A 24,218-nucleotide genomic window follows, 5' to 3' on the forward strand; every position below is an offset into this window, starting at 1 on the left:
CGGTCCCGGTTCAGAGCCTATTCCCGAAAAATATGTGCGGCATTCGGACGGAATATGCGGAAAGACTAGATATCGAAGCTGATCATCTTGTTCATGACGAAGCTGCCGAACGCCATGGAGCAGAAGCACGCGAACAGGACGACCCGCCCGGTTTCCTTGAGCCAGAGCTGCTCGATATAGGCCGGGCTGGTGATGTAGACCAGCAGGGCGACGGCGATCGGCAGCGAGGCGATGATATAGGCCGAGGCGCGCGCTTCCGAGGACATGGCCCTGACCTTGTCGGCCATCTTCTTGCGCTCGCGCAACACCTTCGACAGATTGCTCAGGGCTTCGCCGAGATTGCCGCCCGCCTTCTGCTGGATGGTGATGACGATGGCGAAGAAATTGGCTTCCGCCGTCGGGATGCGCTCGGGCATGCGTTCGACCGCTTCCGCCACCGACATGCCCAGGGTCTGCGCCTCGACGATCTGCCGGAATTCGCCGCGAACCGGTTCGGCCGCCTCCGAAGCGATGATGCGCAGGCAGTCGCCCAGCGGCAGGCCCGCCCTGACGCCGCGGATGATCACGTCGACCGCGCTGGGAAATTCGAGCGTGAATTTCTTCAGCCGGCGCTTGGTCATGAAGGACAGCCACATGCTGGGCAGGCCGAGGGCGCCGATGACCAGGCCGGCGCCGCCGAAGATCGGATTGCCGCTGAGCACGAAGATCATCAGCGCGGTGATGCCGCCGGCGATGCCGGAGGCGATCAGGTAGCCCTGCTTCGACATCGACAGGCCCGCCTGCGCGATGCGGACTTCCAGCGAACGCCGCTTCTTCTTGACGTTGCGCTGCTCGAGTTCCTTCAGGCTGTCCGCCACCTGTTTGCGGCGCGCCACGGAATCGACCTGCCGTTCGCCGCGCGAGACCGGCGCCCTGTTCAGCAATTGCTCCTGGCGCTTCTCGCCCCGGACATCGCCGTTGAGAAAGGGAAAGATCAGGAAGGCCGCGCCCGAGGCCGCGGCCAGCGCCAGCAAAACGATGAGGAGCGATCGGAAATCCAAGGCCTGTGGCTCCTATTCACGCAGTTCGGAGGCGTCGAGCGCGGCCGCCAGGCGCGCTTCCTCGTTGAAATAGCGGGCGCGCTCCCAAAAGCGCGGGCGTCCGATGCCGGTCGAGCGATGCCGGCCCTTCAGCTTGCCGTTGGAATCCTCGCCGGTGATGTCGTAGACGAACAGGTCCTGGGTGATGACGGTCTCGCCTTCGAGGCCCATGACCTCGGTAATGTGGGTGATGCGGCGCGAACCGTCGCGCAGGCGCGCCGCCTGGATGATGACGTCCACCGAGGAGGTGATCATTTCGCGGATGGTGCGCGCCGGCAGCGAGAAACCGCCCATGGTGATCATGGATTCGAGACGGCTCAGCGCCTCGCGCGGCGAGTTGGCGTGGAGCGTGCCCATCGAGCCGTCATGGCCGGTGTTCATGGCCTGCAACAGGTCGAAGGCTTCGGGTCCGCGCACTTCGCCGACGATGATGCGTTCCGGCCGCATGCGCAGGCAGTTCTTGACGAGGTCGCGCATGGTGATGGCGCCCTGCCCTTCCAGATTGGGCGGACGGGTTTCCAGGCGCACCACATGGGGCTGCTGCAATTGCAGTTCGGCGGCGTCCTCGCAGGTGATGACGCGTTCGTCGAGGTCGATGTAATTGGTCATGCAGTTGAGCAGGGTCGTCTTGCCCGAGCCCGTGCCACCGGAGATCAGCACGTTGCAACGCACGCGGCCGATGATCTTCAGGATTTCCGCGCCCTCCGGCGAGATCGACCCGTAGCGCATCAACTGGTCGAGCGTCAGCTTGTCCTTCTTGAATTTACGAATGGTGAGCGCCGGCCCGTCGATCGCCAGCGGCGGCGCGATCACGTTGACGCGCGAGCCGTCGAGCAGGCGCGCGTCGCAGATCGGCGAGGCCTCGTCGACGCGGCGGCCGACCTGGCTGACGATGCGCTGGCAGATGTTCATCAATTGCGCGTTGTCGCGGAAGCGGACGCTGGTGAGCTGGATCTTGCCGGCGACTTCGATATAGGTCTTGGTGGAGCCGTTGACCATGATGTCGGCGATCTCGTCGCGCGCCAGCAGCGGTTCGAGCGGGCCATAACCGAGCACGTCGTTGCAGATGTCCTCGAGCAGGTCTTCCTGCTCCGCGATCGACAGCACCACATTCTTGATGGCGATGATCTCGTTGACGATGTCGCGGATTTCCTCGCGCGCGCTCTCGGCGTCGAGCTTGGACAATTGCGACAGGTCGATGGCTTCGATCAGCGCGCCGAAGATCGCGCCCTTGGTCTGGTAATATTCGTCGGACCGGCGCGTCTCGGGCGCGGGCGCCGGCTGCGGAATGGTGGGCTGGGGCGTGATGGCGACAGGCGCCGCGATCGCCTCGACCACTGTAGAGGACGGACCCTGGCTGGCGCGCGGCGCATCGGTGGTGGCGGAACGCTTTCCGAACATTTCCGTCTACATTCCCTCTGGATATCCGGCCTCATGCCGGAAGATTCTTTTCCGCGAACCCGGCCGCGCCGGATCCGTCAACCCTTTAGAGCGGCGAGCAGCGGTTCGAGAAACCCCTTGCGCTCGCGCTTGATCGGCGCGCGGCCGGTGACCGCGCGGGCGATGTCGCTGAAGACGGCGGCGGTCTTTTCGCCCTCGTCCAGTTCGGCGATCATCTGGCCATTGTTGGAGGCCGCGCCGAACATCTTGGCCTCGAAGGGCACGAGCGCCAGGGGCTCGGCCTCGACCGCCTTGGAGAAGTCGGCGACAGCGATTTCCGGGCGCTTGGGCATGCCCACGCCATTGAGCACCAGCCGCGGCGAGGGATCGTTCTTGCGGGCCGCGCGCAGCGTGTCGATCAGGCTCTTGGTGTTGCGCAGGCTGGCGAGATCGGGCGCGGCGACCAGCACGGCCTCGTCGGCCGACACCATCATCCGCCGCGACCACGCCGTCCACATGTGCGGGACGTCGAGCACGATATAGGGCGTGGTGGCGCGGAGAATCTCCAGCAGCGCGTCAAAGGCGGTTTCCTGGAAGTCGTAGCAGCGTTCGACCGTGGCCGGCGCCGCGAGGATCGACAGCCTGTCGCTGCATTTCGAAAGCAGGCGGTCGACCAGGTTGGAATCGAGCCGATCCGGCGCGAACACCGCCTCGGCTATGCCCTGCGGCGGATCCTGGTTGAAGTCGAGCCCGGCGGTGCCGAACGGCAGGTCGAGATCGACGATCACGGTGGAGGCGTCGAGGTCGCGCGAAATGGCCCAGGCGAGATTGTGCGCGAGGCAGGAGGCGCCGACGCCGCCCTTGACGCCGGTCACCGCAATGACCCGCCCGAGCGAGCCGGAGGAGTCCTGCTGGTATTGCGCCGAAAGCGCCGCGACGAAGTCCATCACGCCGAAAGGCTTGACGAGGTAGTCGGACACGCCGCGCGCGATCAGCTCGCGATAGAGCGTGATGTCGTTCATCTTGCCGATGACGATCACCTTGGTCCCGGCGTCGCAGAATTCCGCCAGATTGTCGAGTTGCTCGATCAGCTCCGCGCGCGATGCGCTGGTCTCGATCACGATGACATTCGGGGTCGGCGACGTGCGATAGGCCTCGATGGCGGCTTGGGCGCCGCCCATGTTCACCTTGACATGGGCCTTCTCCATGCGGCGGTCGATCGCGGCCTCGCCGATCAGTTGCGCCAATTCGTGCGTCTCGCAGAACGCCTGCAACGAGATGCGCGGCGCCGGCGCGATTTGCGCGTATTGAGCGTTTTCCAGATGTGGATGCATCGAATCCGTCATGGATCAGTTCCCTACGCCGCCGATATTGCTGTTCTGGACGCTCCAGTTCGTGCCGGGATCCTTGCCATCGCGAATGGCGACGATGCCGCGCGAACGCATGGTCGAGTCCGGCGGATTGCTGGCGGCCGGACCGAGCAGATCGCGCGGGTCCGCCGTCTGGGCCGCGATCATCTGCTGGCTGGCGCAACCGAAATTCCAGTAGGGCTTGTTCTCCCAGGTTTCGGTGGAGGAGCCGGAGGCGAGGTCGTTGGGCCACTGGCCGCAGCGGGTGCGGGTGCGCGCGACCACGCTGGCGTAGGAGAGGCGGATCGGCGCGGCGACGCTGGGGTCGGCGATCGGATAGGAGGAGATCGACACATAGCCGCGCGCGCCGCCGGCGACCAGAGCCTGACGCAGGCCCGGAACCGCCGCGCGCGCTTCCGCCGCGCCGGGACCGCCCCGCGGCAAGGCCACGGCGATGTCGCCGGAGCCGGAGTGGCTGTACTCCTTGGCGAATTCCTTGACCTGCGCCCTGGTGCGCTCGTCGAGCGCGCCGCCGCGCACCTGCGGGAGGACGTCGATCGCGGCGCGGCTGTTGGCCAGTTCGATGGGATGACGGGCGCGATAGTCCTGGTTCTCGATCGAGCCGGTGACGACCCGGTCGGCGCCGCCGTTGGAGCAGGCGGCGAGCGGCGCGGCGAGGAGCAGCGCGGCCACTTTCAGCCAGGCTCTCGGGCTGGAGGGGTTCGCGGTCTTGATCAAGCGGGAATGCGGCATGGTCTTGTCCATAGCTTTCGTGTCTTGCTCGCGAACCAAGCTCAGTCGTGGATGAAGCCGACCCGGCCGCTGAAGTGCTTGGCGGCTTCGGGATTGTCGGTGGTCGAATAGAGCTTGTTGACGCGCCCGAGCAGCCAGGCCTGCGGATCGTTCGAGTCGGTGTAGTTGTCGTCCGGCCGCGACAGCGCGTTGGCCTGCACGGACTTGGCGATATAGGGGGTGACGATGATCATCAGCTCGGTTTCCTGGCGCTGATAGTCGCGCGAGCGAAACAGCGAGCCGAGGATCGGCAGGTTCATCAGCCCGGGCACGCCGTTGATCGCCTGGTTGGAATTCGACTGGATCAGGCCGGCGGTGGCGATGGAGCCGCCGGTGGGCAATTCCACCGTGGTCTCGTGCCGGCGGGTGCGGAACCCCGGCGCCGAGATCGTGCCGGTGGAGACCGTGGTGCTCGGATCGATTTCCGCGACCTCGGTGGCGAGGCGCAACGAGATGCGCCCCGTGGACAGGACGATCGGGGTGAAGTTCAGCGTGACGCCATAGGTCTTGTAGCTGACGCTGACGATGCAATTGCTGGTCGTGCCGGAGCCGGTGCAGCTCGTGCCCGAGGAAATCGGCACCTCGCCGCCAACCGTGAACTTGGCGCTCTCGCCCGAAACCGCGGTGACCGTCGGCTCCGCCAGCACGCGGGCGACGCCGTTGCGTTCGAACGCCTGCAGCGTCTGCGACAGCGAGTTGCCGCCGCCGAAATTGCTCTTGGTCGTCAGCGCGCCCGAGCTGTAGGACTGGCCGTTCAGCGCGAAGGGATTGTCCTGGACGAACGAGCCCCATTTGCCCGCCAGCGTCGAGGCGGTGACGCCCAACTGCTTGGTGACCGTGCGCTGCACTTCGGCGATGGTGACCTTGATCATCACCTGATCGCGGCCGCGAATGGTCATGGCGTTGACGATCTGTCCGACCTTGGCCGCCGTGGGGCCGGCCCCGCCGGCATTGTTGGTGGCCTCCACGAAACCCTTGGCGACGTCGAGCGCCGTCTGCATCTCGGCGGCCGAATCGACCTCGCCGGTCAGGATGATCGAATCGTTGATCGTCCGCGCGATCACCTTGGTGGTGGGCATGGCGGCGCGCAGAATGTCCTGCAGCTCGCCGATGTCGCGGCCGATGGATATCTCCAGCGCCCCGATGCGCTGGCCCTGCTTGTCCATGGCGAAGATCGAGGTCTGGCCGGTGGACTGGCCGATCACGTAGACCTTTCGGGCGGAGCGCACCACGGCGTTGGCGACGGCGGGATTGCCGACGAAAATCTCGCCGGCGTCGACCGGCAGTTCGATGATCACGGACTTGCCGACGCCCATGTTGATGCGGCGCGCGCCCCTGTCGGTGGTGAACTTGATGACTTCGCCATCGCCGATGACGCCGGCGCGGACCGGCGCGAGCGCGGGCGCGGCCAGGGCGAGAAGAACCGACAATCCGCCAATCAGCCAAGGACGCGTCATGTGCATTTTCATCAACTCCAAAGGGCGAAGCTCGCGCGGCTTGAGGCGAGCGGGCGGCGGATCACTTGCCGCGCGATTGGGTGGCTATTCCGGCGCGCACGATGGTCACGCCGCGATCTCGGGTTTGCGAGGCGACCGAGACCGACCCGCCCGCCTGTTTCGCGCTGTCCTGCATCGAGCGCAGGATCAGGGACAATTGTCCGACGCGTTGCGCGAGAATGATGGTTTCGGCCTGGTAGGGATCGAGTTCGAGCGTCGCGGTCGATCCGCCCGTGGTCGGGGGGCCGCCCTTGTCGTTGGCGTTCTGGCCGATCGCGAGCACGCGCACGTTGGTGACGAGCGTCTCGGACACGAAGGCGTCGCCCGCGCCGCTCTTGGCGGCGTCGTCATCGCGGTAGATGTGCACCACGTCAACGCGATCGTTGGGCAGGACGAAATTGCCGGCGGTGGTGGCGCCGCTGCCTTCGATGTTGATGGCGACGGCGCGATAGCCGGGGGCGAGGACCGCCGAAAGAAAGCCCGACGACGCGCCCTTGAACAACCTTTCGGCGCGCAGCGGCTCGCCGGCGAGGAAAGAACCGCGCACGACGGATTCCTTGACCTCTTCGATGGCGTTGGGACGCTCGACCTTGCGGATCACGCCCTGGATCGGCGAATCCTTCGGCCAGTCCTGCCAGTTCACGTCGGCGGGCTGGATCACGGAGCCGAAATTCAGCTCATGCGTCGCGACGAGGATCTGGTCCTTGGGGACCGGAGGCGGCGCGATCACGACCGGAGCGGGCGCCGGCGCGGGCTCCGGCTTGTCCAGCACCAGATAGATGGCGGCCAGTCCGCAAACCGCTACAAACCCCAGGGAAATGAGCCGGGCTCTTTTCATGGTTCTTCAACAATCCAGCATTTGCTCCGGTTGGAGCGCCCAAGGGAATTCAAACAGCGAAAGGTCAAATTAAGGTTAATGGATCGTGTTGAATCTTACCCACGGTAACAAATGAGGAAAAAGCTGCTTGAAGGCTGGGTATTCGCGAGGACGCGCTCCGCGTCGAGCGGCGGCGCCCCCAAGCCCGCGGCGGCGCCTCTCAAGAAGGCGCGGGCGGGCCATCGCAAGCAGACGGGCCATTACTGAACCGGAAAGCTGTTGTTTTCACATCGGGAGCGCTTCGAAAGGCTCCGCGGCGACCCGGACCCGTTCCGCGACCGCGCCATGGCGCGCGGCAAAGCCCAACGCCTTCCGCAGAGGAAAGTCGGCTCGGGCCAATCAACCAAGGCGACAGGCCTTGAATACAGAGTCGCCTTTACGGAAGCTCGGCAACGGAAAGGGCCGGCCATCGCTGGCCGGCCCGTCCGCGCGGAAGACCTGTGCGGAAGAGCAGTCTTGGTTCAGGCCCCGAGCGTTTTCAAAAACAGTTGCGACTCGGGGTAGAGCAGGATGCCGGTGATCGCGAGGGCGATGCCATAGGGCGCGCCGACTTTCGCGTCATGGAGCCGGTCGATCCAGGCGCGGCCGCGCGCCCAGCCGGGAAGCGGCAGGCGGCGGAACGCAAGGACGCCCAGGGTGAGCGCGCCGCCGATCAGCGACGCGATCAGCCCATATTCCGCGAGATGTTCGAAGCCCAGCCAGACCGCCGTGGTCGCGGCGAATTTTGCGTCGCCGCCGCCAATCTGGCCGAGGGAAAACAGCACGAAGGTGATCGCGAGCACGCTCAGGCCGCAGGCCAGATGCAGGAGAATGGCCGAAGCCGGCAAACCCGTCAGCAAAGCGATGCCCACAAAGGCCGCGACCAGCGCGATCGAGATCCAGTTCGCGATCGTCATGGTGAACAGATCCGAAAAGGCCGCATAGGCCATCAAGGCGGGAAAGACGACGAGGATGAGGGAGTCGATCATGGGGTTTCCGGATTCAGTTCGGCGCTTTCATGATCTCCGGTCTGGATGAACCATTCGTTACCCGCGCGCAAGAATTTCTGGCGCGCAAAAATTGGCTGACGCGCCTGGGCGCGGGCGCGGGACAAGCGCGTCTGGCCGAAGGCGCGTTGCGGAGGACGCAGCGGATCGCCTCATGATGTGAAAGCTGAGCCTAGCGCATTTTCAAGCGAAGTGGACACCGGTTCGCGTGAAGAAAATGCGTTAAAATAATATTCTAGAGCTTTTTCATGTTTCCACGAAACGTGAAAAAGCTCTAGCCGCCCAGCCGCAACTCAGTTCAGACCGTTGGAAATGGCGATGAACTTATTGTTGAGCTTCGAGCCAACCGCCGTGAGGGTCGTGATGGCGGCGACGGAGATCAGGGCGGCGATCAGGCCATATTCGATGGCGGTGGCGCCGGACTGATCCTTGGCGAAACGAATGATCAGGGACTTCATGACGGACTCCAACGTGAATCTCACTCGGCGCGCGAGGCCTCCAAGGCCCCGGCGACGTCCTTCAACGTATCTCCAGACAGTTTCATTCAAGTTAATATCAACATTTAGACCGATACACCTAAGACAATATCCCAAATACCTTACATTACGCTGGTAAATTACATGACCATTGGTAAATATTGCTCACAAATTATTCGTGTCTGCGCGGGATAGACATGAATACGCCAAGACGGCGGATCAACAGGGCCAAGCCGGCCGCCGCGCCCATCGGTCAGGCTGATCGGCGCCCAAGTCGCCTCGTTCGTGGGAAGAGTGGTTTTTCGGGGGCGATATGTTGCGTCACGCCACCGGCGCCCCGCGGGAAGGCGCGCCCGGACCTTCGGGCCACGCTCCCGCGAACCGGGACGGTTGCGGAGCGATCATGGATCCTGAAAACCGCGTCGGCGGTCAGAGCGCCGAAAGTTCGGATCGGAGGCCGCGCCAAGCCAATCCTGAAGAGTGCGGCGTCAAGACGCGGGCGCCGCAAAAAAAAAGCGGCCTCCGGATGACCGGAAGCCGCGAGATCAAACCGCCAGGGCGGCGAGCGACCGTTAGTTCAGGCCGTTGGAGATGGCGATGAACTTGCTGTTCAGCTTGGTGCCAACGGTGGTCAGGGTGGCGATCGCGACGACGGAAATAAGGGCGGCGATCAGGCCATATTCAATGGCGGTGGCGCCGGACTCATCCTTCACGAAACGAGCGAAAAGCGACTTCATGTCAAACTCCTGGTTTAAGCTGTCAGCCCTGGAACTGCTCGGGACCGGCGCTGACACCGAGAAGCTACGATTGAAGCTCTTGCCGTTGGGTTAACATGATTGCTCAATCAGTTGGGAAGCTAAGTGACGTTGCGGAGCACAGCGGTTCCTCCGAACATTTTTGCTTTAAGAACCTTTGGTCATTGCATCCGGGACAGACATGAATGGCCCCGCGAATTTCGCCACTTATATCAAAAATACACTGGGGCATGACGGCGGAATCAGGCCATTTAGTCTTCATTCACCAAATTCGGTTCTAATCCGAAAAGAAGACGTTCAGCGGGTGGGAGACGAATATGCGTTTTGACGCGGCAGCGCGGGTGTTGGGCAGGGCGACGATCCTCGCGAGCCTGATGGCGCCCGCTCATTTCCTGTTGTCGCCCACGCAGGCCGCGGCCGGCGCGCGCGACCTGGTCACGGTCACGGTCGATCGCGCGCGCATCGCTCGAATTCCCGAGAAGACCCAGACCCTCGTCATCGGCCAGCCGGGCATAGCCGACGTCACCATGCTCAAGAACAGCGGCATGGGCGTGATCACCGGCAAGAGCTTCGGCGAAACCAACCTGATCGCGCTGGACGGCGAAGGCAACATGCTGGGCGAATGGATCATCCGCGTCGGCGCCGAAAAGGCGGACCTGCTGGTGCAAAATGGCATGAACCGCGAAAGCTACATTTGCGCGCCGAATTGCCTGCCCACGGTCGAATTGTCCGACAGCAAGACCATCGCCGCCGATCGCGCGGGCGCGGTGTCCGCGCATACCGGCTTCTCGTCGGGAAAATGATGCGGACGCGCGACGTTTGATCCGCATGGTTAAGCAAACGGAAACGACTTTGGATCAGATTACGCCAGAAACATAGGTCGACGAAAACTTGGCCGACGAAAACTTGGCCGACGAAAACTTGGCCAACGAAAACCTGGCCGGGCGCCAGCGTCCCCTTGCACGGCGTAACGAGGATCGGTTGGTGGAAGCAAAGGTCGAAACCGCGCCCAAACCCAAACCGGCGCATCGACGCGCGCTGGCGCGTTTCGGGCGCGATCGGCGCGGCGTCGCCGCCCTCGAATTCGCAATGGTGTCGATTCCGTTTCTCGGACTGCTCTGCGCGATCTTCGAAACCGCCTTCGTCTTCTATACGCACGAGGTTTTCGACACCACCGTCGCCAATGTGGCGCGGCAGATCCTCGTCAACCAATATACCTCGACGACGCAGACCGCCGCGAATTTCGTCGGCCGGGCCGGCCAGGCGGCGCCGGAGGGCACCAATGGCTACAGCCTGTGCGGCTCGCTGCCCAGCTATTTCCTTTGCGGCAACATCAGGGTGAACATCTCCGCCACGGCGGCGGGCGGCACATTCGCGTCGCTGTCCAGAACGATCACCGACAGCTTCATCGCCAACCCATCGACCAACGTCAATCTCGGCGCGCCCGGGTCGATCGTGGTGTTCCAGGCGTTCTACGCCATGCCGATCTATCTTTCGGTTCTGCTCGCGAGTGGAACCAATGCCAACCAAGTCTCCAACCTCTACAGCCAGACGTCGGGATCGGTGATCAACAACCCCTTCGGTTCCGGGCTGGTGCACAAGATCTATTCGGTCGTCGTGTTCAGGAACGAGCCGTCAAGATCCGAAAGCTCGCGTCGCCCCTGAAGGCGGCGCTCGACCGGCTCCTGCGCCGTTTCGGACGCGCGCGGGCCGGAATCGCGGCGGTGGAGTTCGCCTTCATCCTGCCGATGATGCTGGTGCTTTATTTCGGCCTCGCCGTGCTCGGCCAGGGCCTGGAGGTCGGCCGCAAGGTGCAGTTGGCCTCGCGCACGCTGGCGGACCTTACCTCGCAACAATTGCCGTCCAGCGCGACCGGCGCGGCCGCGGACGGCAATTGCCCCGCCAACAGCAGCACGCCATGCGTCTCCGACGGCGATCTCACCGATTTCTACGCCGGCGCGCAACTGGTCCTGACGCCGTTCGGGACCACGACCCTGAGCGCGACAGTGAGCGAGGTGATCTTCGACAATCTCACCGCCACTAACACCAGCGGTTGCTGCAAGGCGCGCGTGGTGTGGAGCGCCGGTTTCGGCGCGAGCCCCACGCTGCGCGCCTGCGGCGTCGCCGGCTTGACCGCGGTCGCCAACGGGACCAACGGCGCCGCGGTCATGCCGCGAGGCAACTATCCCAGCGGCGGCGAAGGCGCTTATGTGGCGTCGGGGACGGCCAACACCACCGATTACTATCTGATCGTCGCGGACGTCACCTATCAATTCCAGCCGGGCTACGATTTCAAGCTGTTCAACTGGAGCGGCAACGCCAATGGCGGGACCGGCTACACCATCGCCCATACCACCTATATGACGCCCCGCAACGGCGCCACCACCGCGATCCAGTGGACGCGAAGCGGCACGGTCGCGAACTATAGAAACTGCACATCGGGTACGGATTATTACGTACCGTAAGCTTGAGCGTGTCCAGATTCGACTTTTCCCGCCCCAGACGTGATTTTCATGGAGGGCCCAAAAATATTTCGACCAAAACCAATGTATTTTTTCAGATCGCCCGGTATTTTTTGTCACATTCTCCTGCTATTAGCCCGACGTCCGCAAAACTGATGGACGAGAGATTTTTGTGATGCTCTATCATTTTCAAATCATCGATCCCCAAGGCGGTCGGCGCGAGGTTGACTCCTTGCGCCTGCCCGATCTGGACGCCGTCTGGGAGCGGATCGCCGCGCTGGCTTCGGCGCGCGACGCCGAAGGGCGCCAGATCCGCGTGACCAACGAGGCCGGCGGCATCGTCGTCCTCGTCGGCGTCTGCACCGCGCGGCGCCTGCAAACTTTGCGGGCGGCGTGATTCCGTAAAAACAGGCTCGACGGCGCGCCGATCCTGAGGCAGATTTCTTCCATGTACCGCGCTGTCACCCAGAACATAGAAATCATCGCCATCCCCCTTTACGCTCCGGAGCGCAGCGCCCCGGAGGAAGGGCGCTATTTCTGGACCTACACGATCGAGATCGTGAATCACGGTCCCGTCCAGGTGCAACTGGTCTCGCGCACCTGGCGGATCACCGACGCCGCCGGACACGTGGAGACCGTGTGCGGCCCCGGCGTGGTGGGCGAGGCGCCGATCCTCGAACCCAGCGGCAGTTTCCGCTACACATCCGGTTGCGCCCTGGCCACGGCTTCGGGCATCATGTCCGGCTCCTATCGCATGGTGGACGCCGACGGCCACGCCTTCGACGCCGAGATCCCCGCTTTCTCGCTCGACAGTCCCGTGGAGCGGCGCGTGCTGAACTGAGCCCGCGTCCCGCGCCTGTCGCCCACGGCAAATGACAGCCCCATGTCCCGCGCGCCTGCTCCTTTTCGCAATCCCCTGTCTTGAACGGTTGCCTTGGCCCGTCTGGCGCCTAAACTGCTTCACCTGATCTCAAGCCGCGAGATCATGGTGGGTGGCGCGCAGCATGGATGCAAAGATGAAACCCCAGTCAGCCGACCCGACGCTCGACCGCGCCATCGCCCTGCTCGACCGTCTCGTCGGCTTCGACACCGAGAGCGCGCGCAGCAATCTCGCCCTGATCGATTTCGTCGAGGATTACCTGCTGGGTCTCGGCGCGCGCTTCACCCGCATCCCCAACGCGAGCGGCGACAAGGCGGCCCTGTTCGCCACCTTCGGTCCCGACGGAGACGGCGGCGTGCTGCTGTCGGGCCATACGGATGTGGTTCCGGTCAAGGACCAGCCGTGGTCCTCGCCGCCCTTCGTGCTGCGCCGCGACGGCGGCAGGCTTTATGGACGCGGCACATGCGATATGAAGGGTTTCGACGCGATCTGTCTCGCCATGGCCCCGGAGTTTTCCCGCGCCGCGCTGAAGAGACCGATTCACATCCTGCTGAGCTACGACGAGGAGACCAGTTGCACGGGCTGCCTCGATTCGATCGCCCGGTTCGGCCAGGATCTGCCCCGCCCGGCGCTGGCCATCATCGGCGAGCCGACCCTGATGCAGGTGGCCGACGCCCACAAGAGCGTCACCACCTATCGCACCGTGGTCTCCGGCCACGAGGCCCATTCCTCGAAGCCCTGGCTCGGCGTCAGTGCGGTGCATATCGCCTGCGAACTGGTGGCGGCGCTCGAAAAAATCGGCGAGGAGCTTTACGCGGAAACCGATCCGCTCGGCCGGTTCGAGCCGGCCTGGTCCACGATCCATGTCGGCATGATCGAAGGCGGCACCGCGCGCAACATCATGGCGCGGCACTGCGAATTCGCCTGGGAGTTTCGCGGCCTGCCCGAGGTTCCCTACGACCGGGCGCTGAAGAAATTCGAGGTGGTCTGTGAAGAGGTGAAGGCGCGCCGCATGGCGGGATTTCCCGGCGCGAATATCGAAACCTTTTCCGACATAGCCGTGCCCGGCCTGCGCGCCGAGCCGGATTCCGCCGCCGCGACGCTCGCGCTGGCGCTGGCCCAGGCCAACCACACCATCGCCGTGCCCTACGCCACCGAGGCCGGACAGTTCCAGCGGCGCGGCGGCCTGCCGGCCGTCATCTGCGGCCCCGGCAGCATCGACCAGGCGCACCAGCCCGACGAATATATCGAAATCGCCCAGCTCGAAGCGGGGCTGGCGTTCCTGCGACGACTCGCGGACAATTTCTCGCGGTGAACCGCAAGGTTTGGCGCGCGCAAGGGCTGGCGCGCGTCCAGCGGAACCCACACATAGAACAAGCTCGGTGAACTCAAGTTCGCCGAACTTGTTCTAGTTCTTTGGTTTTGCGCATATTCTCTTCCGAAAACCGCACACACTTTTCGGGAATATGCGCTGGAACCGACCGGAAATGGGAGTGAAGCCGACGCATGACAGACGCCGCCACACGGGACGATGCGCGCAAGCCGGCGCAGGTCGAGGCGCCGCTGCTGCGCGTCTCCCGCCTGAACAAGAGCTACCCGACCCCGCAAGGCCCCGTCGCCGTGCTGAAAGGCGTCGATCTCACGCTGGCGCGCGGTGAAAGCGTCGCCCTGATGGGCGAATCCGGCAGCGGCAAAAGCACGCTGCTGCATCTCGTCGGCGGCCTCGACCAGGCCGATGACGGCGAGATTGTCATCGATGGCGTCGATGTGACCTGGCTGTCGGACACCGGGCGCGCGGCGCTGCGGCGCGAAACGCTGGCCGTCGTGTTCCAGCAGTTCAACCTGATTCCCAGTCTGAATCTGCAAGCCAATGTCGCGTTCCAGGCGCGTCTCGCCGGCCGGTTCGATCCGGCCTGGACGGACGAGTTGATCCATCGCCTAAAACTGCAAGACCTGCTGGAGCGCTATCCCGAACAATTGTCCGGCGGCCAGCAGCAGCGCGCCGCCATCGGGCGGGCGCTGGCGGTGCGGCCGCGCCTGCTGCTGGCGGACGAACCCACCGGCAATCTCGACGAGGCCACGGCGGATGACTTCATGGCGCTGGCGCTCGATGTCGTCGCGGCGACAGGTTGCGCCTTCCTGATGGTGACGCACAGCGAGCGGCTGGCGGCAAGACTTCAGCGGCAAGTTCGCCTCAGCGCGGGACAAGTCCGCCTCAGCGCGGGAGTGATCAACCAGCCGTGAAACAGATTTTCTGGACCTTCGTCACGCTGCTCAGCCATTGGCGCCGCCGTCCCGGCAACTTTTTCGCGCTGTTCGTCGGTCTGGCCATCGCCACGGCGCTGTGGAGCGGCGTTCAGGCCCTCAACGCGCAAGCGCGAAAAAGCTACGACCGCGCGGCGTCCGTGTTTTCGGGCGGCGGGGCGCAAAGCCTCGTCCCCACCAGCGGCGCGACCATCCCGCAAGAGCTTTTCGTCAAACTGCGTCTCGCCGGCTGGAAGGTCTCGCCGGCGCTCGAAGCCACGGTTTTGGTTCGCGGAACGCCCTTCCAACTGATCGGCGTCGAGCCGCTGACCCTGCCGCGCGGCGGGCAACTCGGCGGTCTGGTCGATGGCGGCGACTTTTCCGCCTTTTTCGCCCCGCCGGGACAGGTCATTGCTCCCCCGGAGGTTTTGCGCGATCTCGGGGCCAAGGACGGCGACCGGATCGCCCTCGACACTGGCAAGAGTCTGCCGCCGTTGCGCTCAAGCGCGCAGGCGCCGCCGGGACTCCTCACCGTCGATATCGGCGTGGCGCAAACCCTGCTCGGCCGGCCCGGCCAAATGTCGCGGCTGATCCTGCGACAGCCCCCCGACAACGACGCGCCGTCGCTGGCGTCGGTGGTGGGCAACGCCTTGCGCCTGCTTCCGGCGGGCGAGGAGGAGGCCGACCTGAAGCGGCTGACCGAAAGTTTCCATCTCAACCTCACCGCTTTCGGCCTGCTCGCCTTTCTCGTCGGCCTGTTCATCGTTCACGCCGCCTTTGGCCTCGCCTTCGAACAAAGGCTCGGCATGGTGCGAACCCTGCGCGCCGTCGGCGTGTCCACCCGCGCGCTCGCCGCCGCTTTGTTCGGCGAAGTGGCGCTGCTGGCGCTGGTCGCCGGCGGTTTTGGCGTCGCCGCCGGTTTCTGGCTGGCCTCGGCGCTGCTGCCCAATGTCGCGGCCAGTCTCGACGCGCTTTACGGCGCGCGGGTCGCGGGCGGGCTGACGCTGGACCCGACCTGGCTGCTGTCGGGTCTCGGCATCGCCCTTGTCGGCGCGCTGGTCGCGGCGGCGGGCGGCCTCGCCAAGGCGTTGCGCCTGCCCATCCTCGCCGCCGCCCAGCCTTTTGCATGGCGTCAGGCCCAGCAAGTTTTCATGCGCCGGCGGGCATGGCTGGCGCTGCTCGCCTTCGGCGCGGCTTTCGCCGCCTATCTCTGGGGCGACAGCCTCTATACCGGTTTCGCGGCGCTCGCCGGCCTGCTGTTCGGCGCGGCGCTGCTGCTGCCCGTTCTGCTCTCCGCCGCCCTGCGGCTTGGCGAGTCCTTTTCGAGCGCGCCGCTGGTGAACTGGTTTTGGGCCGACAGTCGCCAGCAGCTTCCCGGCCTCGCCCTCGCCCTGACCGCGCTTCTGCTCGCCTTCGCCACCAATGTCGGCGTCGGCGGCATGGTCGAAGGGTTTCGCCAGACTTTCGCGCATTGGCTGGACGAAAGACTGGCGGCGGAGGTCTATTACGAAGCGGCGGGCGCGCCGGAAGCGCGGCGCATCGAGGCTTGGCTCGCGACCCGACCCGAGGTTCTGGCCGTGCTGCCCTCGGCGCGAACCAGCGTCCGGCTCTCCGGCTGGCCAACGGAAATTTTCGGCATGACGCCGCACGAAACGTTTCGCGCGCATTTCCCGATGATCGATCAGGCCCCCGACGCCTGGGAGGCGCTGCAACGCGGCGATGGCGCGCTGATCAGCGAACAACTCGCGCGCCGCCTCAAACTCGGGCTGGGATCGTCGCTCGATCTTCCGACCGCAAGCGGGATCTGGCGGGTAAAAGTCGGGGGCGTCTTTCCCGATTACGGCAATCCCAGGGGGCAGGCGCGGATCGACATAGACGCGCTCACGCGCCATTGGCCCGACGCGCCGCGCGTGTCCTATGGACTGAGGGTGGCGCCGCAGGAGACGCCGCGCCTGATCGCGGCCATGCAGGCCGAATTCGGCGAAAAAATCGTCCGCATCGCCGACCAGGCCGCCATCAAAAAAATCTCGACGCGCATTTTCGAGCACACATTCGCGGTGACGACGGCGCTCAACACGCTCACCCTGGTCGTCTCGGCCATCGCCCTGCTGGCGAGCCTGACGACGCTCGGCGACACCCGTCTGGCGCAGGTGGCCCCGGTCTGGGCCAGCGGCGTGTCGCGCCGGCGCCTCGCGCAGCTCGAATTTTTGCGCGTGCTGGCGCTGACCGCCGCCACCGCCGTCCTGGCCGTCCCGCTCGGGCTGGGCCTGTCCTGGTGTCTGGTGGCGGTGGTGAACGTGCAGGCGTTCGGCTGGCGGCTGCCGTTTGAAATCTTTCCCTGGCAATGGGCCGAAATTCTGGCGCTGGCGCTGTTGACGGCGGCGATCGCGTCGATCGCGCCGATCCTGCGCTTCGTGCGGACCACGCCGGCGCAACTGGCGAGGATTTTTGCCAATGAGCGCTAAATGGATTTTTTTCGCCGCGTTGGCCTTCACCTCTCCCGCCTTGGCGCAAGGCTATGCCGGGCTTGGCGACGACGCCGGCGGTTTTGAGCGGGTGGTTCCCGGCAAGCCGCTGGTGTTCCCGCAGGATTTCGGCGCGCATCCGAAATTCCGCACGGAATGGTGGTATGTCACCGCCAATCTCACCGACGAAACCGGCGCGTCCTATGGCGTGCAATGGACCCTGTTCCGACAGGCGAGCGCGCCGGGCGAGGAGCGACAGGGCTGGGCCAACCAGAACGTCTGGATGGGCCATGCGGCCGTGACCAGCGCAAGCGAGCACCTGTTCGCCGAGACTTTCGCGCGCGGCGGCGTTGGGCAGGCCGGGGTGACGGCGCAACCGTTTCGGGCGTGGATCGACGACTGGAATTTTTCCGCGCAAGATAATGCGCCGCCCGACTCGGGGCTGTCGCGTGTAAAACTGTCGGCCAGCGGCGAAAACTTTCGCTACGCCTTCGATCTCGTCGCCGACGGACCGCTCGTGCGCCAGGGCGACAACGGGTTCAGCCTGAAATCCGACGACGGGCGCGCCTCCTATTATTTCAGTCAGCCGTTTTACAAGATCGCCGGCGTGCTCACGCTGCGCGGCAAAGAGATCAAACTGTCGGGCCGCGCCTGGATGGACCGGGAATGGAGCACCCAATATCTGGCGGCCAGCCAGAAGGGCTGGGACTGGTTCTCGCTGCATTTTTCCGGCGGCGAAAAACTGATGCTGTTTCGGATGCGCGACACCAGCGGCCGCGATTTCCGCTCGGGGACGTGGATTTCAGCCGATGGCGCGACGCAAAAGCTCGACCGCGACGACATCGCGCTGACGCCGCTGGAGCAGACCCCTGTCGCGGGCCGGAGCGTTCCAACGCGCTGGCGGCTGCAAGTCAAAAGTCGCGGCCTCGATGTCGAGACGGCGCCGCTCAACGCCGCCAGTTTCATGGCGACCAGTTTTCCCTATTGGGAAGGCCCGATCGCCTTTCACGGCTCGCAACAGGGCAAGGGCTATCTGGAGATGACCGGCTATTAGGGCTTCGTTCGGTTTCCGCGAGATCGCTTCGCGATCCGCGAAAACAACTCGCGCGGAATTCCCTTTAGTGAAAGGGGAATTCCGCGCGAACGGAATACGAAATCCGAATGGATCATTCGGATTTCGTATCAAACCCAGCGGTGACGGCGGCCCCATGCGGTGATCGGCTCTTCCAGAATTTTGGTCATGATCCAGGCGAGCAGCACGGTCACGGGAAAGGCGGCGGTGGTGACGGCAAGCTGCGCCGGCGTCGAGATATCCGGCAGGCCGCCGAGGATCCCACCGTGCATCAGACCGAGAATGGCGAGATGGGTGAGATAGACGCTGTAGGAAATGTTGCCGAAGAAGATGAGAACCTTGTTCTCGAAGCGCGGCGCCTCCGGCGCGCCCTTGACCAGCATGAGGATGAAGGCGCCGGCGCCGATCGACATCAGGAAAGGGCCGAAAATCTCGAAACGCGGCCCCACCACCGAGCCGTCGAATTTTTGCAGCACGAAGGTGAGGACCATGCACAGGATCGGCGTCAGCCGCACATGCAGGTGATATTTCGCCCAGTCGATGGCGTCGGTCTTGACCAGCACCGCCAGGATCATGCCGGCGAGCAGCACGTCGGCGGAGGTCGGCAGCAGCGCTATGGGGGCGATGGTGATGTCGCCGTGCAGCACGCCATGGGCGCGCAACCCCAGCCCCATCAGACTCAGCGCGATCATCAGCGGCAGCCAGGCCCGGCGCGGCGTCAGCATGAGCAGGAACGGCGCCACCAGATAGAATTGCTCTTCCAGCGCCAGCGTCCAGGTCGGCGACAGCCAGTGCGCGCCGACGCTCTGCATGTTGATCAGGAAATAATTCTGCAGGAAGACCAGATAGGACCAGACCGGCAATTGCGCGGCGCCATCCGACCATTTGTTGCCCAGCAGCCAGCCGAGGGCGATAATGACCGAGGTGGCGGCGAAATAGGTCGGAAAGGTGCGGCAGACCCGGCGCAGGTAAAACACGCTGAGGAAATTGCTCGCATCCATCTTTTCGACGATCAGCCGTCCGACCAGATAGCCGCTGAGGACGAAGAACACCAGAACCGCCGTCCAGCCGACGCAGAGCACGCCGATCCCGCCGGGAACTTCGCCGTAATAATGCGAGACGATGACAAAGAGAGTCATCAGGCCGCGCAGGCCGTCGAGCGCGGGAATGCGTATATCCGAGACTTTGGCCTTTGGCTTTTCCGCCGAGGCCAGGCCCGCGTCCGCGATGAAACCTTCGGCGCCGGCGCCGAGCGATGAGTCATACGTCATGGATGAGGCTCCGCCCCTTTCCTATAACGTAGCGTCGCCAAATGAATCCGGCGTAAACGGCCTTACGCTTGACGAAACCGCCAGACGCTCGCGCGCTTGATCTCGCAATCCTCCAGCGCGCGGGTGACGGGCACGCTGTAGTCGGCGACGCTCACGAGCCGGTCGCGGGCGAGATAGGCGCGGCCGGGATCGCCGATCAGGACCAGGGCGCCGCGCCGGTGCAAAGCCTCCATCCAGTCGGTGATGGCGCGCGCCATGTCTTTCTCATAGGAAACGTCGCCGGCGAGCGCGACATCCCAGCCCTCATCGGCGCCGACGGCGAGATTGTCGCGCGGGAAAATCTTGACGCCATTGGCCTGCGCGTTGAGCCGCATCGACTCCAGCGCGAAAGCGTCGATGTCGCAGGCCTCGACCCGCGCCGCGCCGGCTTTTGCCGCGGCTATGGCGACGAGGCCGGACCCCGAGGCGAAGTCCAGCACGGCCTTGCCGGCCACGATTTCGGGATGGTCGAGGATGTAGCGCGCCAAAGCCTGTCCCCCCGCCCAGGCGAAGGCCCAGAACGGCGGCGGCAGGCCGATCTGGCCCAACTCATCCTCGGTTTTCTGCCAGAGGGCGGTGGCCTCGTCGGCGAGATGGAGACAAATTTCCGGCGCGTGGGGCGTGGGTCGCAGTCGGGTTTCGGCGCGAATGAAGGCGGCGCGGTCGGCGATCAAAGCTGTTCCTTCAGTTTGCGCCTCAAAACCTTGCCGACGTTGGACTTGGGCAAGTCCTCGCGGAACAGGAAGGCGCGCGGCGTCTTGTAGCCGGTCAGCCGCTCGCGGCAAAACTTTCGCAAGTCCTCCTCGGTCAGTCCCTCGCCGCGCGGGACGACGAAGGCCACCACTTCCTCGCCGCTGGCCGCGCTCGGGCGGCCGACCACGGCCGCTTCGTTCACCAGGGGATGTTCGACCAGCACGTCCTCGACTTCGTTGGGATAGACGTTGAAGCCGGAGACGATGATCAGGTCTTTCAAGCGGTCCACGATCTTGAGCTGGCCGTCGGCCAGGAACACGCCGCCGTCACCGGTTCGGAAAAAACCGTCGGCGGTCATGACCGCCTGCGTCGCCATCGGCCGGTCCCAATAGCCGGGCATGACCTGCGGGCCGCGCGCGCAGATTTCGCCGGTTTCGCCCTGCGCAACCTCCACGCCCTCGGCGTTGCGGATGGAGATTTCCGTGGAGGGGACGGGATAGCCGACCGTGCCGGTGAACGCCTCGATGTCCGGCCGGTTGCAGCACAGCACCGGCGAGGTCTCGGACAGACCATAGCCTTCCAGCACCGGCTTGCCGGTGAGGTCGCGCCATTTGCGCGCCACCGCCGCCTGCATGGCCATGCCGCCGGCTATGCTCAGGGCCATTGTGCTGAAATCGACCTTGCCGATGTCGGGGTGGTCGGCGAGCGCGTTGTAGAGCGTGTTGACCCCGGCGAAAATATGGAAACGACTCTTTTGCAGGGTCTTGACGAAGCCCTGGATATCCCTGGGATTGGCGATCAGCAGACAGGAGCCGCCTTTCAGGATCTGGAACCAGAAACAGGCGGTCAGCGCGAAAATATGATAGAGCGGCAGCGCCGTGATCATGACCGTCGCGGTCGTCGGCAATTCGTCGCCGAACCAGTCCGCGCCCTGCTGGACATTGGCGATGAGATTGCGGTGCAGCAACATCGCGCCCTTGGCCGTGCCGGTGGTGCCGCCGGTATATTGCAGCACGGCGAGATCGTCGCCGGACACGGCGACGGGCTGCCGTTCGAGCTTGCGCGCCTCCGCCAGAATCTTTGTGAAAGTCGTGGCGCCCTGCATCGGCGCCTCGGGAACGGCTTTTTTCACACGGCGCGAAACGAAATTGACCAGATGGCCTTTCAGGCCGATCAGGTCGCCCGGCGCCAGCAGGATCACCTGTTCCACCGGGAGCTTGTCGCGCACGGCGGCGACCGTGGCGCCGAAATTCTCCAGCACGAACAGGAAGCGCGGCGTGGAATCGACCAGTTGGAACTCCAGTTCCCGCGAGGTGTAGAGCGGGTTGACGTTCACCACCACGCCGCCGGCCTGGAGGATGCCAATCATGACGGCCGGATAGGCCATGACATTGGGGCCCATGATGGCCGCGCGCTCGCCCTTCTTGAAACCTTGCGCCTGCAACCAGGCGGTCACGCTGTCGGCGGCCCGCCCCATTTGCTCGTAGGTCAGGCGCGCGCCAAAACTCTCCGCGACCACGCGATTTGCGAATTTCGCGCGCGCGCCACGCCAGAGTTCGACAAGCGTGGGGTAAGGCGGCTGCGACATTTCCAGCGGGCGCCCCGGCGGGTAATGCCTCAGCCAGGGCCGCGCGACGAGAAGCTCGGCGGATGTGTTCATCGTTCTCCCCCCAAAAATTTTATTAGTTTATATATGAACAATCTCACGTCCCTTGACAAGGCCTCCGCAAATGCGGCGCGCGACCAACTTGACGCCGCCGGCATGAAGGGCGAAGCTGGGGCCAAGCGGTCGTCTTTCAGCGGCCTATGTTAGGATTGTCGTGGGGAGTGGTCGAGAGTTGTTCTATTTCACAGCCCTGACCACACTGGCGTCCGTGCTGCTTTACGGCGGACTTGGGCTTAGGGTCGGCATGGCGCGGGTCGCTTACAAGATCGAGGCGCCGGCGATATCAGGCCATCCCACCTTCGAGCGGCTCTACCGCATCCAGATGAACACGCTGGAATGGTTGCCGGTCCATCTCGTGGGCTTGTGGATGTTCGCCCTTTACGTCAGCGATATCGGCGCCGCCGCGCTTGGCGCGGTCTGGATCGTCGGACGCATCCTCTATGCCCGCGCCTATCTCGCCGATCCCAAAAGCCGCACCGCCGGCTTTGCGATCTCGTTCGCCGCGATGCTGCTGCTTTGCGTGGGCGCGATCGGCGATATTGTCGTTCGGCTTGCGCTCGGCGATTGAACCCGACGCGGCGGGCTGAACATCGGCGCCGAACGAGAACCGCCGGCGCCGATGGAAGACCTCATTTCACCCCAAGCAGCGCCAGCATGATGGCGCCGGAAATGGCCGTGCCGAACACGCCGGCGAGATTCGGCCCCATGGCGTGATAGATCAGGTAGTTCTCGCTGTCATATTCGAGCGCCACATTGTGGCTGACCCTGGCCGCGATCGGCACCGAGGCGATGCCCGCCGAACCGAGCAGCGGGTTGATCTTCTCCTTCAGGAACAGGTTCAGGATCTTGGCGCCGATCACGCCCGAGCCGGTGCCGAACAGGAAGGCGATCAGGCCGAGGCCGACGATCTCGATCGTATCGATGGTGAGGAATTTGTCGGCCGCCATGGTCGAGCCGATCGCGACCGTCAGCACGATGATGATGACGTTCATGACCTCGTTGGCGGCGGTTTTCGCCAGCCGGTTCACCACCAGCACTTCGCGGAACAGATTGCCGAGCATCAGCATGGTGATCAGCGGCGCGACCGGCGGGAAGAACAGGTTGACGATGATGCCGATCACGATTGGGAACGCGATCTTTTCGAGGCGCGTCACCTGCCGCGACTGTTTCATGCGGATCCGGCGCTCGTCATGGGTGGTGAGCAGCTTCATCACCGGCGGCTGAATCAGCGGCATCAGCGCCATATAGGAATAGGCGGCGACCGAGATTTGCGGCAGCAGGTGCGGCGCGAGCTTGATCGCCATGAAGATCGCCATGGGGCCGTCGGCGCCGCCGATAATGCCGATGGCCCCGGCTTCATTCAGGGTAAAGCCCAGGAGCTTGGCGCCGATCAGGGCGACGAAAATGCCGAGATGGGCGGCGGCGCCGAGAATCACCAGTTTGGGATTGGCGATCATCGGCGCGAAATCGGTCATGGCGCCGACGCCGAAGAAGATCAGCGGCGGCACGATCAGCAGCTCCACGCCCTGATAGGCGTAATGAAACAGGCCGCCGGGCTGGGTGAGGTCGGAGCCGGGCACGTTGGAGATGATGCAGGAGAAGCCGATGCCGACCAGCAGCAGCGGCTCGTAGCCCTTGGCGACCGCGAGATAGATCATCGCGCAGCCGATGGCGATCATCACCACATTGCCCCACCAGAAATGGGCGAGGCCGGTCTGATCCATCAGAGCGCCGAGAAAGGATAAAAACTGTTCGATCAAGGCAACGCCCCTTCCGCCGGACTGGCGGCTGTCAATGATGGGTCTTCGTCAATGATGGGTCTTGCGCAAAGCCTCTTCGTCCACCTTGCCGATCCGGTTTAGGAGCGGGAACAGCGCCAGCACGACGCCGATTCCGCTGATCATCACCAGTGACGCGAAGAAATCGACCAGGCTGAGCATCAAGGCTCCGTAGAGCGTGTCGGGCATCGTCATGGAACGAATTTCCTCATGCCAGCGTGAGCAGGACGGCGCCGGTGTCCACGGAATCTCCAGCCTTCACCGCGATGGCGACGACCTTGCCTTCGCCGTGGGCGTGGACCTCGGTCTTCATCTTCATCGCCTCGATGGTGACGATCTTGTCGCCGGCCTTGACGGCCTGGCCAAGCGTCACATCGACCGATTGAACGCTGCCGGCGAGCGGCGCGACCTCGTCGCCCGCGCCCGCCACGGGACGGGGCGCGGGCGACGAGGTCGCG

The 24,218-nt window shown here is 64.4% G+C and carries 25 protein-coding genes; 10 read left to right on the forward strand and 15 right to left on the reverse strand.

Features of this window, described 5'->3' with window-relative positions; translation table 11 throughout:
* Positions 1-65 precede the first annotated feature (65 nt).
* From CCR94_RS14705 to CCR94_RS14745, 9 genes are all read right to left on the reverse strand, one after another.
* Positions 66-1,040, reverse strand: a complete 975-nt coding sequence (locus CCR94_RS14705) for a type II secretion system F family protein (RefSeq protein WP_104508587.1) — start codon at positions 1,038-1,040, stop codon at positions 66-68.
* Between the two features lie 12 nt (positions 1,041-1,052).
* Positions 1,053-2,480, reverse strand: a complete 1,428-nt coding sequence (locus tag CCR94_RS14710; RefSeq protein ID WP_104508588.1) for a TadA family conjugal transfer-associated ATPase — start codon at positions 2,478-2,480, stop codon at positions 1,053-1,055.
* Between the two features lie 77 nt (positions 2,481-2,557).
* Positions 2,558-3,805, reverse strand: a complete 1,248-nt coding sequence (locus CCR94_RS14715) for a cellulose synthase operon protein YhjQ/BcsQ (protein ID WP_244594083.1) — start codon at positions 3,803-3,805, stop codon at positions 2,558-2,560.
* A gap of 3 nt (positions 3,806-3,808) precedes the next feature.
* Positions 3,809-4,561: a CpaD family pilus assembly protein gene (locus CCR94_RS14720; protein WP_158254770.1), complete on the reverse strand. Its 753-nt coding sequence runs from the start codon at positions 4,559-4,561 to the stop codon at positions 3,809-3,811.
* Positions 4,562-4,602: 41 nt separating this feature from the next.
* A complete protein-coding gene (locus CCR94_RS14725) occupies positions 4,603-6,063 on the reverse strand; it encodes a type II and III secretion system protein family protein (protein ID WP_244594084.1) in 1,461 nt (486 codons plus the stop codon).
* A gap of 55 nt (positions 6,064-6,118) precedes the next feature.
* The gene (cpaB, locus tag CCR94_RS14730; RefSeq protein WP_104508591.1) at positions 6,119-6,934 is read right to left on the reverse strand and encodes a Flp pilus assembly protein CpaB; all 816 of its coding nucleotides are present in this window, start codon (positions 6,932-6,934) and stop codon (positions 6,119-6,121) included.
* 500 nt (positions 6,935-7,434) lie between these two features.
* On the reverse strand, positions 7,435-7,941 hold the full coding sequence (locus tag CCR94_RS14735) for an A24 family peptidase (RefSeq protein WP_104508592.1): 507 nt from the start codon (positions 7,939-7,941) through the stop codon (positions 7,435-7,437).
* A 311-nt stretch (positions 7,942-8,252) separates the two neighbouring features.
* Complete coding sequence (locus CCR94_RS14740) at positions 8,253-8,417, reverse strand: Flp family type IVb pilin (protein ID WP_104508593.1); 165 nt, start codon at positions 8,415-8,417, stop codon at positions 8,253-8,255.
* 590 nt (positions 8,418-9,007) lie between these two features.
* Positions 9,008-9,172 carry a Flp family type IVb pilin gene (locus CCR94_RS14745; RefSeq protein WP_104508594.1) on the reverse strand — a complete coding sequence of 55 codons (165 nt, stop codon included), beginning with the start codon at positions 9,170-9,172 and terminating at the stop codon, positions 9,008-9,010.
* 335 nt (positions 9,173-9,507) lie between these two features.
* Between CCR94_RS14745 and CCR94_RS14750 the strand changes: the two genes are divergently transcribed.
* The 9 genes from CCR94_RS14750 (at position 9,508) to CCR94_RS14790 (ending at position 18,295) form a co-directional block, all read left to right on the forward strand.
* Complete coding sequence (locus CCR94_RS14750) at positions 9,508-9,993, forward strand: pilus assembly protein N-terminal domain-containing protein (protein WP_244594085.1); 486 nt, start codon at positions 9,508-9,510, stop codon at positions 9,991-9,993.
* 88 nt (positions 9,994-10,081) lie between these two features.
* The gene (locus tag CCR94_RS14755) at positions 10,082-10,855 is read left to right on the forward strand and encodes a TadE/TadG family type IV pilus assembly protein (RefSeq protein WP_104508595.1); all 774 of its coding nucleotides are present in this window, start codon (positions 10,082-10,084) and stop codon (positions 10,853-10,855) included.
* Positions 10,856-10,914: 59 nt separating this feature from the next.
* Positions 10,915-11,655 carry a TadE/TadG family type IV pilus assembly protein gene (locus CCR94_RS14760; protein ID WP_104508596.1) on the forward strand — a complete coding sequence of 247 codons (741 nt, stop codon included), beginning with the start codon at positions 10,915-10,917 and terminating at the stop codon, positions 11,653-11,655.
* A 172-nt stretch (positions 11,656-11,827) separates the two neighbouring features.
* Positions 11,828-12,049, forward strand: a complete 222-nt coding sequence (locus tag CCR94_RS14765) for a hypothetical protein (protein WP_104508597.1) — start codon at positions 11,828-11,830, stop codon at positions 12,047-12,049.
* 51 nt (positions 12,050-12,100) lie between these two features.
* Complete coding sequence (gene apaG, locus CCR94_RS14770) at positions 12,101-12,493, forward strand: Co2+/Mg2+ efflux protein ApaG (protein WP_104508598.1); 393 nt, start codon at positions 12,101-12,103, stop codon at positions 12,491-12,493.
* A 175-nt stretch (positions 12,494-12,668) separates the two neighbouring features.
* A complete protein-coding gene (argE, locus tag CCR94_RS14775; RefSeq protein ID WP_244594086.1) occupies positions 12,669-13,847 on the forward strand; it encodes an acetylornithine deacetylase in 1,179 nt (392 codons plus the stop codon).
* Between the two features lie 191 nt (positions 13,848-14,038).
* The gene (locus CCR94_RS14780; protein ID WP_104508600.1) at positions 14,039-14,776 is read left to right on the forward strand and encodes an ABC transporter ATP-binding protein; all 738 of its coding nucleotides are present in this window, start codon (positions 14,039-14,041) and stop codon (positions 14,774-14,776) included.
* Entirely contained in the window at positions 14,773-17,241 is a 2,469-nt protein-coding gene (locus CCR94_RS14785) for an ABC transporter permease (RefSeq protein ID WP_104508601.1), read from the forward strand. The genes CCR94_RS14780 and CCR94_RS14785 overlap by 4 nt, the downstream gene beginning before the upstream one ends.
* Positions 17,231-18,295 carry a lipocalin-like domain-containing protein gene (locus CCR94_RS14790; protein WP_104508602.1) on the forward strand — a complete coding sequence of 355 codons (1,065 nt, stop codon included), beginning with the start codon at positions 17,231-17,233 and terminating at the stop codon, positions 18,293-18,295. The genes CCR94_RS14785 and CCR94_RS14790 overlap by 11 nt, the downstream gene beginning before the upstream one ends.
* Before the next feature lie 128 nt (positions 18,296-18,423).
* Here the strand turns inward: CCR94_RS14790 and CCR94_RS14795 are convergent, their stop codons facing one another.
* The 3 genes from CCR94_RS14795 to CCR94_RS14805 all read right to left on the reverse strand — a co-directional run bounded on the left by CCR94_RS14795 (position 18,424) and on the right by CCR94_RS14805 (position 21,976).
* Positions 18,424-19,584, reverse strand: a complete 1,161-nt coding sequence (locus tag CCR94_RS14795) for an acyltransferase family protein (protein WP_104508603.1) — start codon at positions 19,582-19,584, stop codon at positions 18,424-18,426.
* A 62-nt stretch (positions 19,585-19,646) separates the two neighbouring features.
* Positions 19,647-20,294: a class I SAM-dependent methyltransferase gene (locus CCR94_RS14800; protein ID WP_425332336.1), complete on the reverse strand. Its 648-nt coding sequence runs from the start codon at positions 20,292-20,294 to the stop codon at positions 19,647-19,649.
* Complete coding sequence (locus CCR94_RS14805) at positions 20,294-21,976, reverse strand: AMP-binding protein (RefSeq protein ID WP_104508605.1); 1,683 nt, start codon at positions 21,974-21,976, stop codon at positions 20,294-20,296. The genes CCR94_RS14800 and CCR94_RS14805 overlap by 1 nt, the downstream gene beginning before the upstream one ends.
* Positions 21,977-22,154: 178 nt before the next feature.
* Here CCR94_RS14805 and CCR94_RS14810 point away from each other — a divergent pair, with 178 nt between their 5' ends.
* Positions 22,155-22,550 carry an MAPEG family protein gene (locus tag CCR94_RS14810; protein ID WP_104508606.1) on the forward strand — a complete coding sequence of 132 codons (396 nt, stop codon included), beginning with the start codon at positions 22,155-22,157 and terminating at the stop codon, positions 22,548-22,550.
* Positions 22,551-22,611: 61 nt separating this feature from the next.
* Here the strand turns inward: CCR94_RS14810 and CCR94_RS14815 are convergent, their stop codons facing one another.
* From CCR94_RS14815 to CCR94_RS14820, 3 genes are all read right to left on the reverse strand, one after another.
* A complete protein-coding gene (locus CCR94_RS14815; protein WP_104508607.1) occupies positions 22,612-23,742 on the reverse strand; it encodes a sodium ion-translocating decarboxylase subunit beta in 1,131 nt (376 codons plus the stop codon).
* Between the two features lie 48 nt (positions 23,743-23,790).
* A complete protein-coding gene (locus tag CCR94_RS25435; protein WP_170068950.1) occupies positions 23,791-23,955 on the reverse strand; it encodes a hypothetical protein in 165 nt (54 codons plus the stop codon).
* Positions 23,956-23,968: 13 nt separating this feature from the next.
* The coding region (locus tag CCR94_RS14820; RefSeq protein ID WP_146090010.1) for a biotin/lipoyl-containing protein at positions 23,969-24,218 on the reverse strand (250 nt) is incomplete at its 5' end.

Origin of the sequence: Rhodoblastus sphagnicola (genome assembly GCF_002937075.1) — a bacterium.
Classification (GTDB): domain Bacteria; phylum Pseudomonadota; class Alphaproteobacteria; order Rhizobiales; family Beijerinckiaceae; genus Rhodoblastus; species Rhodoblastus sphagnicola.

Bases quoted from the DNA above. Each gene is read 5' to 3' on its own strand.
- CCR94_RS14790 (WP_104508602.1), top strand. From the start codon at position 17,231: ATGAGCGCTAAATGGATTTTTTTCGCCGCGTTGGCCTTCACCTCTCCC.
- apaG (WP_104508598.1), top strand. From the start codon at position 12,101: ATGTACCGCGCTGTCACCCAGAACATAGAAATCATCGCCATCCCCCTT.
- cpaB (WP_104508591.1), bottom strand. From the start codon at position 6,934: ATGAAAAGAGCCCGGCTCATTTCCCTGGGGTTTGTAGCGGTTTGCGGA.
- CCR94_RS14715 (WP_244594083.1), bottom strand. From the start codon at position 3,805: ATGACGGATTCGATGCATCCACATCTGGAAAACGCTCAATACGCGCAA.
- CCR94_RS14745 (WP_104508594.1), bottom strand. From the start codon at position 9,172: ATGAAGTCGCTTTTCGCTCGTTTCGTGAAGGATGAGTCCGGCGCCACC.
- CCR94_RS14765 (WP_104508597.1), top strand. From the start codon at position 11,828: ATGCTCTATCATTTTCAAATCATCGATCCCCAAGGCGGTCGGCGCGAG.
- CCR94_RS14720 (WP_158254770.1), bottom strand. From the start codon at position 4,561: ATGCCGCATTCCCGCTTGATCAAGACCGCGAACCCCTCCAGCCCGAGA.
- CCR94_RS14740 (WP_104508593.1), bottom strand. From the start codon at position 8,417: ATGAAGTCCCTGATCATTCGTTTCGCCAAGGATCAGTCCGGCGCCACC.
- CCR94_RS14725 (WP_244594084.1), bottom strand. From the start codon at position 6,063: ATGCACATGACGCGTCCTTGGCTGATTGGCGGATTGTCGGTTCTTCTC.
- CCR94_RS14795 (WP_104508603.1), bottom strand. From the start codon at position 19,584: ATGACGTATGACTCATCGCTCGGCGCCGGCGCCGAAGGTTTCATCGCG.
- argE (WP_244594086.1), top strand. From the start codon at position 12,669: ATGAAACCCCAGTCAGCCGACCCGACGCTCGACCGCGCCATCGCCCTG.
- CCR94_RS25435 (WP_170068950.1), bottom strand. From the start codon at position 23,955: ATGACGATGCCCGACACGCTCTACGGAGCCTTGATGCTCAGCCTGGTC.
- CCR94_RS14750 (WP_244594085.1), top strand. From the start codon at position 9,508: ATGCGTTTTGACGCGGCAGCGCGGGTGTTGGGCAGGGCGACGATCCTC.
- CCR94_RS14805 (WP_104508605.1), bottom strand. From the start codon at position 21,976: ATGAACACATCCGCCGAGCTTCTCGTCGCGCGGCCCTGGCTGAGGCAT.
- CCR94_RS14710 (WP_104508588.1), bottom strand. From the start codon at position 2,480: ATGTTCGGAAAGCGTTCCGCCACCACCGATGCGCCGCGCGCCAGCCAG.
- CCR94_RS14780 (WP_104508600.1), top strand. From the start codon at position 14,039: ATGACAGACGCCGCCACACGGGACGATGCGCGCAAGCCGGCGCAGGTC.
- CCR94_RS14735 (WP_104508592.1), bottom strand. From the start codon at position 7,941: ATGATCGACTCCCTCATCCTCGTCGTCTTTCCCGCCTTGATGGCCTAT.